Raw genomic sequence first — 13,358 nt, forward strand, 5'->3', positions numbered from 1 at the left:
TTGCGATTTGGGGCCCAGGGTGCGTTTCCTGGGCCCCATTTTTATGGAAAGGGATAAGGCATGGTCTTCAACGTGCCCTTTCGCGCCGTTATCTTCGATATGGATGGCGTGCTGTTTGACTCCGAGTGGTATTACTATCACGAGCTCGCTGTCTTTAGTGACGCGTTTGGACTGGGCGTGACGGAGGAAGAGCGCCGCCATATGGTGGGCAATTCGTCACAGAACTTCTTCGCGACCATTCAGGCGTGGTGGCAGCGCGCAGGACATGGCCAGATTGATGCCGGGCGCGTGCGAAAAGTCTATTACGATTGGGCTGCGACGCGCAGCATGGACTATCGGGCACTTTTAAATCCTGGTGTGCCGCAGGCCCTCGATGCTCTTGAGGCCCATGGAGTTCGCTGCGCACTTGCGTCGTCGTCGCCGTTGGAGAGCATCAATCAGGCGCTTGATGAGTGTGGCCTGCGCCGTTCATTCGAGACGATCGTCTCGGGCGAACAGTTTCGTGAGAGTAAGCCCAATCCCGAGATTTACCTGCATACACTTGGGGCCTTAGGGCTGGATGCGCAGGAGTGCTGCTGCGTGGAAGATTCGCTCTATGGTATCGAGGCGGGTTGCCGAGCCGGGTTGACGGTAATCGCCAAGCGCGAGGACCGTTTTGGTTTTAGTCAAGCCGAGGCCGATGTCATTATCGATCAGATTCCCGATGTACTGAACATAGGCGAGCATCTGGAGCGTTAACGTGCGGCCGCTTTGTCGCTAGGCGGTTGCGCTGGTAAGGAGCCTCTTGCTGGTTTGGGCGATGAGCTCGCCCAGCGCCTCGGCGTCTGTTTTGCGTAGCTGCGCAAGCTTTTCGAGGGTCGTGTTGAGAGAAGTGCATATCTGTCGTGCCGTGCACATGCTGCCTGGTTTGAGGGGGAAGTCTGTTTCAAGTAGAAGGCATTCCTCTTCTATCTGTGCGGCATAGGCGCGCCCTCGGCGGCTTTGAAGCATACGTTCATTGATTGAGAAGTAGCAACCGAGCTTGCGCGCTCGCGTGAGGTCCTTGCTTGTGCCGGAAAACCAATGGAAGATGACATTTGCCTGTTGGCAAGTACCGTTGGCCTCCAGAATGTCGAGCACGTTTGATGCCGACTGTACGGCATGGATTGAAAGAAGACGACCTTCGACCTTGTTGGCAGAACAGGCTGATACGAGACGTTCGAATACCCGAATCTGACGTGCGGCGTATTGCGCGTGCGCATTCGAGAAGTCGAGGCCCACCTCGCCAATCAGGGGATAGCTGCGGGCGCGTTCAATAAGCTGCTCGATTTCGCTGTCCTTCAATGTATCGGTGACCCACCAAGGGTGAAGCCCGCAAGCGACATACACGGAGTCGTTAGACGCATGACGGCGTTGCTCCGTCTCAAATTCAGACGGGAGTACTCCGGTGTCTAGAAGCGTGAGCTCGCAGGATTTTGCTTGCTGGGCCACGTCCTCTCCATTCGCCATCAATTCCAGATGACAGTGCATATCAAATAGGTGCATCGTTGCTATCCAATGACGGCGCCATCTGGACGTACCTGTTCGCAGCCGATGCCCGAGATGCGGCGAATAACTTCACCGGCAATCATCTGTCCCATGATGGGGGGCATGAAGCTCGCGGTGCCAAGCTCGGAGCGCTCGTGAATGTCGGCGGTGTCGCGTGGACGTGTGCGCACTGATTCCTCGCAGCTTGAAAGCACCCAGAGTGATTTAATTCCGCGCTTCTTGCACTCTTTGCGCATGATGCGACTCATGGGGTCGCGAACGGTCTTGAAGATATCGGAGAAGTGCAGGCATTCGGGATGAAGCTTGTTTCCTCCTCCCATGGAGCTTACCAGGCGCAAACCGTGCTCTTGGGCGTAGAGGGCGATTGAGAGCTTGGCTGAGATGGTGTCGATGGCGTCGACCACATAGTCGATCTTGCCGCCTGCCTGTTCAAGCACGCTGTTAAAAAAGTCATCGGTATTTTCGGAAAGAATGTATTCAGTGCGTTTGATAACTGTGGCCGCAGGGTTGATGTCATGGATCATCGCTTCCATTACGTCGACCTTGCGCTGCCCTATGGTGCTGTGAAAGGCGATTGCCTGACGGTTGATATTGCTGGGGGCGACGATGTCTTTATCGAGGATGATGAAGTGTCCTACGCCGCCGCGAGCGAGCGCTTCGATGCAATTGGAGCCTACACCGCCACAGCCGAGCACGAGCACGTTGGATGCAGCGAGCTTGTTGAGCGCGGGGCGCCCCATGATGATCTCGAGCTTAGTGTCGCGCGTTTCTGCGGCTGTAGTGCTGTCTGGCATGTGTAGCCTCCTGGATAGGGAGTCGTTTCGAATTGGCTACCGATATTATAGGGAAGGAAGGTGCTGTTCGCTTTTGGTTACTGGACTCCAAAAAGGTGCCAGGGTTGTCGCATGCGCATCGTACCGAGTTTTTCCTTCGCGGGATGCTGCGAATGGCTCCCGTCTTGTTGTTTTTGATGTCCCTCGCTGCGCTGAATGCATGCGAGTACTTCGCTTTTGGCGGAAAAACTAAAATATGTACTATTGGAGCTTCTCCGTTTGGCCTGTATATCGAGCACTGCGGCGAAATAATTCTCAAGGGTCCTGCAAAACAGTGTTCGTAGGGCCCTTGAGAATTGCTTAAAAGGACTGGAGGGTATAGAGGAGACGGCTGCATCGTACATATTTTGATTTTTCCGCCATTTTTGAGTATGGGTGCTGCGGATTGGGACCTCTTATTTTGTAAGCGTCATTTTTTATGCAAATAAGCCTGTCTTTTATACATTGTTATGCAACAACCCTTGGAATATCCGTTCCAAGGGTTGTTGACGGTTCGTTTTGCTTGATATTTGGGAGGCGAGTCATACTTGCCGCCTCATTCCGTGCCCCGTGCTAGATGAGCAGCTTGATGACTGCAAATACCGAGAGCACATAGATGAGCTTGGTAAAGACTTCCTGGCTCACATGGCTTGCGATGGCACGGCCGATCATCACGGTGACGATGATTAAGGGGATGGTCCAAGCCATGGAAAGGAAGCCTGCCCAGGTGATCATGCCCAGGTGAATGGAGATGGGCAGCTTGATGAGGTTCACAATGAGGTAGAACCAAGCGGTGGTACCCAAGAAGCGAATGACGGGAAGATTTTCGGACAAAAAGAAGATGGCGGTAACAGGGCCCGCGGCGTTGGCAACCATGGTGGTGAAGCCGGCCAGGACGCCGCAAACGATGCGTTTGAGCCATGAGAACGTCGCGGCTTTGCCTCCGCGCTCTGCATCGGAGACGCCATCGGTCTCTTCGGGCGACTTTTTTGTCGGTACTTCTGTATTTCCGCTCAGGCGCTTTCGGATGAGATTTAAAAAGTACATGCCCACAAATATGGCGAGGATGATGCCGATCGTGCGGCGCATGGCGGTGTTGTCGGCAACATACAAAAACGCGATGCCGCCGCAGATGCCCACGATTACAAAGGGAATCAGACGTACGAGTGATTTGACCGATACGTTGCCACGATATGCCCAGATAGCGCTCCAGTCGGCGCAGATGGCCATCAATAGCGTGAGTCCGGATGCCTGGTGAGCGGGCATCACTGCGGTGAGGGTTGCTACCGAAAGCAGGCCGGCACCCGAAGCGAGTGATTTGTCGATGCCGAACATCACGGCGGCAAAACCGATAGCGAGATAGGTCATTGGTGTCATGAGCGTTCCCTATGTTGCTCAATGAGATGGCCCCGACCGCGCGAAGGCGACCGGGGCATCCTACGTCTTCTCTGGTTAATACGAGCACTATTGTAGCGCTCGTACGGCGGACGCGCGGGGCATGAACCTATTGTTTATCAAGCATGCCGTCGAGCGTGCGCCAGGCGAGCTCCGCGCATTTCACACGCGCGGGCATATGGGAGATGTCCTTGAGCTGAGCAGCTTCATCAAGGTCTTCATAGTCTTCTTCGGTGAGCTCATCGCCGCGGATCATGGAGAGGAACAGGCCGGCTAGGCGCTTTGCCTCCTCGATCGTCTCGCCGGTGATGAGGTCGGCCATGATGTCGGCGGAGGCTTGGCTGATGGCGCAGCCGTGGCCCACGAAGGATGCCTCCTCGATCACGTCGTTCTCCACGCGCAGCTGCAGCGTGAGTTCGTCGCCGCAACTGGGGTTGATGCCGTCGTGAGTAAGAGTGGGGGAGTCCATCTCGTACTTATAGTCGGGATGCGAGTTGTGTTCCATGAAGGTGGTCGAAGTATAGAGGTTGCCCATGGGGTACATGCTCCTTGAGTCGTGTGCGTCGCGTCGTGTTCGTTTGAGGCCTAGCCGTTAAAGGTGGACCAAACCTGCTTGACGCCGGCAATAAAGGCATCGATATCCGCAGCGTCGTTGTAGAATGCGACGCTTGCGCGGCAGCAGGCAAGATTCTCGACGCCAAGCCATGTGAGGAGCGGTTGGGCGCAGTGATGGCCCGCGCGGATGCACACGCCGGACATATCCATGATGCTCGCCACGTCGTGCGGATGAATGCCTTGCACGTTGAAGCTCACGACGCCGTGGTGAAGCGCGGGATCATCCGGGCCGATGACGTCAACATAATCGAGTTCGGCAAGCTGCTGCATGAGATAGACGACAAGCGCCTGCTCGCGATCTTGCACGGCTTCATAGCCAACGGTATTTGCAAGGTAATCAAGCGCCACGCCAGTCGCATAGATGCTTGCGGCGTCTTGTGTGCCGGCTTCGAACTTCTCGGGAACAGGGGCCCAGACGGCATCTTGCTCGGTGACGGAATCGATCATCTCGCCACCGGTGAGCATAGGCGGCATCTGGTCGAGCAGCTCGTGCTTACCCCAAAGGACGCCGATGCCCATGGGGCCAAGCGCCTTATGGGCGCTAAAGGCAAAGAAATCGGCGCCGAGCTCGCGCACGTCGACTGCCATGTGCGGCGCCGATTGCGCACCGTCCACCACTACGTAGGCGCCGTTGGCATGTGCCGCGGCGGCAATCTTTTCTACCGGGTTGCGCACGCCGAGAACATTCGAGACCTCGCCGATGGCGACAATCTTGGTGGCAGGGCCGATCTTTGCGGCAATCTCGCTGTCCGTGATGACTCCCTGGTCATCGGGGCGCAGGTAGACCAGCGTGGCACCGGCTTTGCGGCAAGCTTGCTGCCAGGGAATGAGATTGGAGTGATGCTCCATGATGCTGATGACAACCTCGTCGCCAGCTTTGAGCACCGTGGGCGCAAAGCTCTTGGCAACAAGATTGAGCGACTCGCTCGTATTGCGCGTGAACACGACGTCGTTTGCAAGGGGCTTGCCCGTGTTGTCGACGGCGCCAATCAAGGTGGCGATTTGTGCGCGCACCTTCGCAATCGCCTCGGTTGCCTCGACGGAAAGCGAGTAGAGTCCGCGCAGCGGGTTGGCGTTCATCGTCTCATAGAAATGTCGGGACGCGTCAAGCACACAGGCGGGGCGCTGCGCGGTGGCGGCGCTGTCTAAAAACGCGATCTCGGGATGGTTTGCCAGAAGTGGAAAATCTTGTTTATACGGGTTGGCGTGGATATCGATGGCCATGCTAGGCGATCTCCTCTTCAAAGTTGCTAACGAGCTTGTTGCCCAGGCGTACGATGCCGGCGCGAATGCGCTCGTCCGGAGCGGTGATGGCGGCATTTTCGAGCTTGGCGGTAATGAATAGCTGCTCCGCTTCTTCTGCCGAGATACCGCGGCAGGCCATGTAGAACAGTTGCTCGTCGCGCACGTGTCCGATGGTGGCACCGTGGTTGCCGGCGACGTCGTCCTCGTCGCACAGGATGACGGGGACGGTCTTGTTGTCGACACCCTTATTGGCCAAAAGAACGCTCTCGCGCTCGGTGCCTTCCGATCCGCGACAGCCGTGAACAAGGTCGATCGTTCCGCGCAGAACCTTCTTGGAGGCGCCGGTGAGGACGCCGTTGGCGTCCATGTTCGACTCGGTCTTGCGACCCAGCTGACGAATCGAGTAGTTGAAGTCGCGCGACTGATCGCGAGCAGCCAGGTAATCGGTATCGACAGAGATCTTCGAGGTGTCTCCCCACAGCTCGCTGGCAAGCCCGGTAACGCTCTTGCCAGCTCCGAGCACCGTATGCTGCACATGTACGCGGGCGCCCTCGTCGAGGAAGAAGCCCGAAGCGTCAAGCGCTGTCCAAGAATCATCGAGCGTCTGCACACAGGTGACGTTTACGCGTGCCTGTTCGGCGGCGACGACAGAGAGCAGCGAGCCCACAAGGCCAGTACCGATGACAGGGGAGTCGAGTGCGACGATGAAGTCGAGCTCGGCGTGCTCGCCGGCGATGACCTGAATATCTGCGGCGGAGATGGCGCCGTCTACACCGTTGATGCGAACCGTGACGCACTCTTTTTGATACGGTGCGAGCTTGAGCACTACGGGCATCTGGGCGACGGATCTTAGGTAGTTTGCCGTCTCGCTGCCGCAGCCGTGCGAGAATGACTCGGCGGGACCGCATTTCTCCTCGAGATGCACGGCTTGCGTCTGATACGTAGAAAGCGCAGGGACGTCAAGCTGGTCAAGGTTGCCTGCATCGACGCGCTCGCGGTCGGAGGCGTCGCCCGGCGCCGCCGCGCGGCGTGCGGGAAAACGGCTATCAGCGAGTTTCAGGGCGGCCTCAAAGTCGCCGTCGTTGCCCCTGCAGGCGTCTGCCCCCTCGACTTCGACGGCCGCAGCGCCCGCCGGGGCAAGCTCGGGGTCGATCTCCAGGGAGGTTGAGTTCATCTTGAGCCAGCTCCAGGTCGGAGCGGGCATTGCGTTAAGATTCTCGATCTTCATCTATCCGATCGCTCCTTCCATCTCGAGCTTGATCAGGTTGTTCATCTCTACCGCGTATTCGAGCGGCAATTCCTTGCTCACGGGGTTGGCAAAGCCGTTGACGATCATCGTGCGTGCTTCTTCCTCGGAAATGCCACGGCTCATGAGGTAGAAGATCTTGTCGTCGCCGATGCGCCCGATGGTCGCCTCATGTCCCACATCGACGTTTTTGGCGCGGATGTCCATTGCGGGGATGGTATCCGAGCGGCTCTCGGCGTCGAGCATGAGCGACTGGCAGCTCACGGTAGCCTTGGCGCCCTCGGCGCGCGGGGTCGCTACGATGGAGCTGCGGAAGGTCTGCACGCCGCCCGACTTGGAGATGCCCTTGGTCTCGACGGAAGCCGTCGTGTCGGGCGCGTTGAGAACTACCTTGCAGCCAGTATCGAGATTTTGACCCGCGCCAGCAAACGTGATGCCGGTGAAGCTCGAGCGCGCGCGGGCGCCGTTGAGCACGCTCATGGGGTACAGGTAGCCCACATGACTGCCAAACGAGCCCGAGATCCACTCGATCTCGCCGTCCTCGTCCACACGCGCGCGCTTGGTGTTGAGGTTGTACATGTTCTTCGACCAGTTTTCGATAGTCGAGTAGCGCAGGTGGGCGCGCTTGCCCACGATGAGCTCTACCGCGCCAGCGTGGAGATTCGCCACGTTGTACTTGGGCGCCGAGCAGCCTTCAATAAAGTGAAGGTCGGCATCGTCCTCGACGATGATGAGCGTATGCTCAAACTGGCCGGCTCCCTTAGCGTTTAGGCGGAAGTAGCTCTGCAGCGGGAAATCCAGCTTGGTGCCGGCGGGCACATAGACAAACGAGCCGCCCGACCAGACAGCGCCATGCAGGGCTGCGAACTTGTGATCGGTGGGCGGGATGACCGTCATGAAGTTCTCGCGGATGATGGGCTCCCACTGGGGGTCGTGCAGCGCCTCTTCGATGCCGGAGTACACGATGCCCATTTTGCTCGCGGTGTCTTGCATGTTGTGATACACGAGCTCCGAGTCATATTGGGCGCCAACGCCTGCCAGATAGCTGCGCTCCGCCTCGGGAATGCCCAGACGCTCGAAGGTGTTCTTGATGTCGTCGGGCACGGAGTCCCAATCGTGCTTTTGATCGGTGTTGGGCTTCACGTACGTGACGATGTTGTCCATATCAAGACCGTCGATGCCCGGTCCCCAGGTGGGATTGGGGAAGCGATTGAAGATGTCGAGGGACTTGAGGCGCAGCTCGAGCATCCATTCGGGCTCGTCCTTTTTGGAGGAGATCTCGCGCACGATATCGGGGGTGATGCCGGCGGCGAGGCGCTCGAAGCCCTCTTCGCCGTAGGTAAAGTCATAGAGGCTGCGGTCGATATCCGCTACCTCGGTACGGTTCTTTGCCATGCCTGATGCTCCTTACTGGGCGTTTGCGGCGGCGTTTGCGGCCTCGCGTTCAAAGGACTCGAAGCCGTTCTCGTCAATCCAGGGGATGAGCGAGGCATCGTCGGTACGCACGACATGGCCCTTGACCATCACGTGGACGCGGTCGACGGAGAGGTGCTCGAGGATGCGCGTGTTGTGCGTGATGATGAGCATGGATCCGTTGCAGGACTTGCGATAGGCGTCCATGCCGCGGGAGACCACGGAGAGAGCGTCGACGTCCAGGCCGGAGTCGGTCTCGTCGAGGATGGCGAGTTTGGGCTGCAAAAGCAGCAGCTGCAGCATCTCGACCTTCTTCTTTTCGCCGCCCGAAAAACCTACGCCCAGCTCACGGTTGAGGTAGGCAGTGTCCATGTCGAGCTCGGCAGCAAGTTCTTTCACGCGGCGGCGAAACTCCTTGCCCTTCATCTCCAGGCCGGGGCGGCCGGCGATGCTGGCGCGCAGGAAGCTGGAGAGGGGCACGCCGGGAATTTCGACCGGTGCCTGGAAGGAAAGGAATAGGCCGGCGCGCGAGCGCTTGTCGGTAGTGAGGTCGGTGACGTCCTCACCGTCAAAGAAGATGCGGCCATCGTTGACGGTGTAGACGGGGTCGCCCATGACGAGGTGGCCAAGAGTGGACTTACCGGCGCCGTTGGGGCCCATGAGCACGTGCGTCTCACCTGCCGGGACATCAAGGTTCACCTGATGAAGAATGGTTTTTTCCTCAACGGAGGCGGTAAGGTTCTCCACATGAAGAAGTGCGGTATCGGGCATTGTGCGCATCCTCTCAATCGCGACAGGGCTTAAACCCTAGGAATTCTCTCGGAATAACGATAAGATGATACCGTTTTTAGTCAAGCGTTAATCCGAGTACTTTGCTCGAATTTAGCTCTATGTGCAAAAGTCACAGCTACGAGCGGCTTTGCGGGGTTTGCACCCTTGCGCGTCTTGTTTGCCGATGGGAGGACGAATGCTTATATCGTCTAAGGGGCGCTATGCCCTGAGACTCATGATCTACATCGCGGCGTTTGGCGATGAAGAAGGCAAGATCGCCCTGCGAGAGGTTGCCGAGCGCGAGAGCATCTCGTTGAAATATCTCGAGCAGCTGGTTCGTCCTCTGATGGGGGCGGGGCTGCTTAAGAGCGTTCGCGGCAAGGGCGGCGGCTATATGCTCGCCAAACCTGCGGAAGAGATTCGCGCCGGCGATATCTTGCGCGTGGCGGAAGGCTCAACGGGCGCGGTTGCATGCGAAGGCCTCGACGGCTCGTGCGGTCGAGCGGGGCTTTGCTCGACTGTTAAATTTTGGACCGGTCTCGAGGCTGCGATCGATGCCTATGTGGATGGTGTGACTTTGGCAGAGCTCTCCGCGGTGCCCGAGGTTCATCTTGAAGTGGATTTGAGCTCGCTTGAAGGGTGCAAGGGCAAATAACGATTCGTCCGTCCCATTGGCTCCGGGCTTGCGGATAACAAAGCGCCCGTGCCTTTTGCTGTGGGATAATATCCCCATCAATAGTCTTTGCGGGGCGGGTTCGTCCGTCTTGAATTGGAGGTTTCCATGTCTTCGTTCATGCTTTCCTGCGAGTCGACCGCAGATCGCACTGCGGCGTTTTTCGCCGAGCACGATATCGCGTACATCTGCTTTCATTACGAAGTGGACGGCAAGACCTACTTGGACGATCTGTACCAATCCACGACGTCCGAGCAGTTTTTTGCGAGCATCGCGGCGGGTGCCCAGCCCAAGACCTCTCAGGTGGGTACGGGCGAGTACATCGATTTTTGGGAGCCGTCTCTCAAAGAGGGAAAAGACGTGCTGCATGTCTCGCTCTCCTCGGGCATTTCTGGAACATATAACTCTGCCTGTCTGGCAGCCCAGCAACTGCGTGAGCGCTACCCCGAGCGTCGTATTCGCGTGATTGACTCGCTTGCGGCGTCTGCGGGATACGGCTTGCTCATGGAGTATCTTGCCGACTTGCGTGACGCCGGCTCGACATTTGACGAGCTTGCGGACTGGGCAGAGGCTCATAAACTCAATGTTCATCATTGGTTCTTCTCGAGCGATTTGACGAGCTTCATTCGCGGTGGCCGCATCTCAAAGGCGAGCGGTGTCTTGGGTACTGCTTTTAAGATCTGTCCGCTCATGAACGTGGACAACACGGGCCATTTGATTCCGCGCGAGAAGATTCGCACCAAAAAACGTGCCATCGCCCAGATGGTCAAGACCTGCATGGAGCACATCGATGACGGCGCGGCCTACACTGGCAAGGTGTGCATGTCGCAGTCGGCGTGCCGTGCGGACGCCGAGGCGGTGGCCGACGCTTTGGTCGAGCAAATGCCTCAGCTTGCCGGCAAGATCGATATCAATGATATCGGCACTGTGATTGGTTCCCACACCGGTCCTGGTACCGTCGCTTTGTTCTTTATGGGAGATGCGCGCGTCGACTAGATACGGTGCGTTTCTGCACCTCTCGAGCATGCAGGAAAAAGCGCATCGATACCGGCTTTGGTGTCGATACGCTTTTGTTTACGCTGGTTTACGCTGTGCGGTCGGGTAGATTATTTGCGCCGCGAGAAAAACGCGTTTCTGCGTTCGCGGCGACGCTGGGATGCTTGCGCCAGGTGAGCGATTACGTCGTCGGTAAATGGGATATCGGAGCCCACGCCTTCGATGGGGTTGATATCGCCTGCAGAGATGGGGTCGATCGACGGCTCCTCGTGCAGGCCTGCATTTTCCTGTTCGCGGTAGCGAGCCATCATGTCCTGCTGCATCATCTGCGCCGAGGGCGGGGTCCAGATGATAGCGTTGGCACCTGCCCCGATGGTCGCCTGGATGGATTCGGGCGTTTTGCCGCCCGGTGCGATGAGCGGAAGGTTGGGGTAAGAGCGACGCAGCTCGCGCAAGACTTCAGGCGTGTTTTTGCCCGCGGCGATGTTTAGAATCTTGGCGCCAGCACGCACCTTGGCATGTGCGTCGTCTGCGCGCACCACGGTCGCTACGACAGGGATGTCTACCATGTGCGCGATGTGCTCGACCATCTCGGGCGAGGCAGGAGAGTTGACGATCACGCCTGCGACGCCCTGCATCTCGGATACGGCTGCAAGCTGTACCGAGCGCTTACCTGTCGTTGTGCCGCCGCCCACGCCTACGAACACCGGGCACTCGGCTGCGGTGAGCAGGGCCTGCGTGATGGCGGGCTGTGCCGTGAAGGGATAGACCGCAAAGACGGCGTCGGCATTGCTGTTGCGAATGACAGCGACGTCGGTCGAGTACATGAGCGACTTGATACGGCGGCCAAAAAGCGTGAAGCCGCTCGCATCCTCGATGGCATCGGGTACGGAGATAGTCGCTTTGCGCAAGGTTCCCTCGATGGGCGCGGGGTCCATGGGCAGGATTCCCGCCGGGGTTACGGCATGGGGAGGGGCAGACAGATCGGGGTCGATATCGACTTCGGTAAAATCGACCGTGGCGTCGATGCTCTGCTCGACCTTAGCCTCATGCTCTTCTGTATCCAGCGGGGCTGCTGAAACGTTTTTGCACGGTAGCATATCGGGATTGGCATATGGCTTGTTCTCAGTCAGGTTATCCACGGAGTTGCTCCTTCCTGGCCGTGATGGATGTTCGTTTTTGTACGGCATGCATGTGTTGCATTTGCGCCCACGCCGTGGTGGACTCCTGTTCTTTTGTGCGTGCTTGCATGCCGAAGATAAGCTATCGCTCTGTTAGGAGTAATTTAATGGAGTAGTTATACCCACGCATCGTCTATGCAAACTAAACGGAGAAACAGATGCAGATGAATCTCATGGACATTATCGGTCCCGTAGCGCTATTCGTTGGCGTGATCTGCATCGCCGCCGCCCTCTATTTTGTGATTACCCTCATCAAGGGAGCATCGGCCCGCCGCCGCGAGCAGCGCGATGTCGCCTCAAGGGGCGCACATCGCCGCTCGGATTCTCGGGCTGGTTCCCGCGACGAAGGCAGGAATCGCCATTAACGCTTCTTAGTCATAAGCGCTAGGAAGAAGCCCTCGTATTCACGCGAAGGGGCAACGGTGACAGTGCCATCGATTTCGTTGTGCAGAACCGGGATGTCATGTTGGGCCAGCAGCTCGGCAAACGGCGCGGCGACCGTGGGGTTGCCGTCGGCGTCTTCGGCCTTATCGAGAGCCACGAGTTCGCAATCGCGATGCTTTTTGAGCGCGTGGGCAACGGCGTCCTCGTTTTCCTGGGGGAGTACCGAGCATGTCGAGTACAGCAGGTAGCCACCGGGTTTGAGCACGGTGAGACCGCGGTCCAGCAGTGCGCGTTGGGAGCGAGCGCATTTTTGCAGAAGCTGCTCGCTAAAGCCCTTGAGGGTTCGCTCGCAACCAGCGATGAGCGTGCCCGAGCCTGTGCAGGGGGCATCGAGCAGAATGCGGTCAAACGAGAAGAACTCATCAAGCTCGCGTGCGTCGACGCGCATGACCTGTACGTTCTTGGCGCCCTGCTTCTCAAGGTTGTGCTCGAGCTTGTCTGCTCGGGGTGCATGCATTTCGGCTGCGGTGACATGGGCCTGCGGCTCGAGGGCCGCGATTTGTGTGGTCTTGCCGCCGGGTGCCGCGCACATGTCCAAGATATCCTGACCTGCCTGCATGGCCAAAGCCAGTGGGGGCAGCATGGACGAGAGGCTCTGCAGATAGATCTTGCCATCGTGGATGAGGTCGAGATCCCAAACGGCTCGCTCAAAGGATGCAGGGACGATAAAGGCGTCGGCATACCACGGTACGCGTTTGAATTCGATACCCGCGGCGTGCAACGCCTCGGCAACTTCCTCTGCGCTCGACTTCAGCGTGTTTGCGCGGAAGGTTACGGGTCGGTCTTTGGCCTGCGCGATTCCCTCCAATATAGAGGAGGCGGCAGCACCGTAGGCACCGGCGATGGAGTCGATGAAAAACGAGGGGAGCGCAAGGTCCCCAAATGCCGCGTCGAGTTCTTCCGCCTTCTCGGTGTGCTCGAATGTGCGCAGATCGAGTGCCTCTTTTACCTGCTTCTTTTGTTTTTTGCGGCGTGCCATATGCTCTCCTTATCACATACCTTCCTGTTGCATGGTAGCAAGGGGAACACGTCTGCGCGAC

General features: G+C 58.1%; 14 protein-coding genes. 4 read left to right on the plus strand and 10 right to left on the minus strand.

Features of this window, described 5'->3' with window-relative positions; genetic code table 11:
* The first annotated feature begins 60 nt into the window (after positions 1 to 60).
* The gene (locus tag BQ9843_RS02215; protein WP_075843730.1) at positions 61 to 738 is read left to right on the plus strand and encodes an HAD family hydrolase; all 678 of its coding nucleotides are present in this window, start codon (positions 61 to 63) and stop codon (positions 736 to 738) included.
* Between the two features lie 18 nt (positions 739 to 756).
* Here BQ9843_RS02215 and BQ9843_RS02220 read toward each other — a convergent pair whose 3' ends face one another.
* The 8 genes from BQ9843_RS02220 to sufC form a co-directional block, all read right to left on the minus strand.
* Complete coding sequence (locus BQ9843_RS02220) at positions 757 to 1,524, minus strand: TatD family hydrolase (RefSeq protein WP_075843731.1); 768 nt, start codon at positions 1,522 to 1,524, stop codon at positions 757 to 759.
* A 5-nt stretch (positions 1,525 to 1,529) separates the two neighbouring features.
* The gene (locus BQ9843_RS02225) at positions 1,530 to 2,321 is read right to left on the minus strand and encodes a tRNA threonylcarbamoyladenosine dehydratase (RefSeq protein ID WP_075843732.1); all 792 of its coding nucleotides are present in this window, start codon (positions 2,319 to 2,321) and stop codon (positions 1,530 to 1,532) included.
* A 591-nt stretch (positions 2,322 to 2,912) separates the two neighbouring features.
* A complete protein-coding gene (locus tag BQ9843_RS02235; RefSeq protein WP_083647885.1) occupies positions 2,913 to 3,716 on the minus strand; it encodes a sulfite exporter TauE/SafE family protein in 804 nt (267 codons plus the stop codon).
* A gap of 127 nt (positions 3,717 to 3,843) precedes the next feature.
* Entirely contained in the window at positions 3,844 to 4,269 is a 426-nt protein-coding gene (gene sufU / locus BQ9843_RS02240) for a Fe-S cluster assembly sulfur transfer protein SufU (RefSeq protein ID WP_022386416.1), read from the minus strand.
* Between the two features lie 50 nt (positions 4,270 to 4,319).
* Positions 4,320 to 5,573, minus strand: a complete 1,254-nt coding sequence (locus BQ9843_RS02245) for an aminotransferase class V-fold PLP-dependent enzyme (RefSeq protein WP_075843735.1) — start codon at positions 5,571 to 5,573, stop codon at positions 4,320 to 4,322.
* Position 5,574: 1 nt separating this feature from the next.
* Positions 5,575 to 6,822 carry a SufB/SufD family protein gene (locus BQ9843_RS02250; RefSeq protein WP_075843736.1) on the minus strand — a complete coding sequence of 416 codons (1,248 nt, stop codon included), beginning with the start codon at positions 6,820 to 6,822 and terminating at the stop codon, positions 5,575 to 5,577.
* On the minus strand, positions 6,823 to 8,235 hold the full coding sequence (gene sufB / locus BQ9843_RS02255; protein ID WP_022386413.1) for a Fe-S cluster assembly protein SufB: 1,413 nt from the start codon (positions 8,233 to 8,235) through the stop codon (positions 6,823 to 6,825).
* Between the two features lie 12 nt (positions 8,236 to 8,247).
* Positions 8,248 to 9,024: a Fe-S cluster assembly ATPase SufC gene (sufC, locus tag BQ9843_RS02260; protein WP_022386412.1), complete on the minus strand. Its 777-nt coding sequence runs from the start codon at positions 9,022 to 9,024 to the stop codon at positions 8,248 to 8,250.
* 196 nt (positions 9,025 to 9,220) lie between these two features.
* On the opposite strand from sufC, the gene BQ9843_RS02265 reads away from it, so the two are divergent.
* Positions 9,221 to 9,679: an RrF2 family transcriptional regulator gene (locus BQ9843_RS02265; RefSeq protein WP_022386411.1), complete on the plus strand. Its 459-nt coding sequence runs from the start codon at positions 9,221 to 9,223 to the stop codon at positions 9,677 to 9,679.
* A 126-nt stretch (positions 9,680 to 9,805) separates the two neighbouring features.
* On the plus strand, positions 9,806 to 10,693 hold the full coding sequence (locus tag BQ9843_RS02270; RefSeq protein WP_075843737.1) for a DegV family protein: 888 nt from the start codon (positions 9,806 to 9,808) through the stop codon (positions 10,691 to 10,693).
* Positions 10,694 to 10,803: 110 nt separating this feature from the next.
* Here the strand turns inward: BQ9843_RS02270 and BQ9843_RS08580 are convergent, their stop codons facing one another.
* Complete coding sequence (locus tag BQ9843_RS08580; RefSeq protein ID WP_075843738.1) at positions 10,804 to 11,835, minus strand: hypothetical protein; 1,032 nt, start codon at positions 11,833 to 11,835, stop codon at positions 10,804 to 10,806.
* A 197-nt stretch (positions 11,836 to 12,032) separates the two neighbouring features.
* Between BQ9843_RS08580 and BQ9843_RS02280 the strand changes: the two genes are divergently transcribed.
* Positions 12,033 to 12,239, plus strand: coding sequence for a hypothetical protein (locus BQ9843_RS02280; protein ID WP_075843739.1), 207 nt, complete (start codon positions 12,033 to 12,035; stop codon positions 12,237 to 12,239).
* On the opposite strand, the gene BQ9843_RS02285 is transcribed toward BQ9843_RS02280, so the two are convergent.
* Positions 12,236 to 13,297, minus strand: a complete 1,062-nt coding sequence (locus tag BQ9843_RS02285; protein ID WP_083647886.1) for an RsmB/NOP family class I SAM-dependent RNA methyltransferase — start codon at positions 13,295 to 13,297, stop codon at positions 12,236 to 12,238. The two genes, BQ9843_RS02280 and BQ9843_RS02285, sit on opposite strands and share 4 nt — an antisense overlap.
* Positions 13,298 to 13,358 lie beyond the last annotated feature (61 nt).

It is taken from the genome of Collinsella bouchesdurhonensis (assembly GCF_900155365.1).
Taxonomy (GTDB): Bacteria; Actinomycetota; Coriobacteriia; order Coriobacteriales; family Coriobacteriaceae; genus Collinsella; species Collinsella bouchesdurhonensis.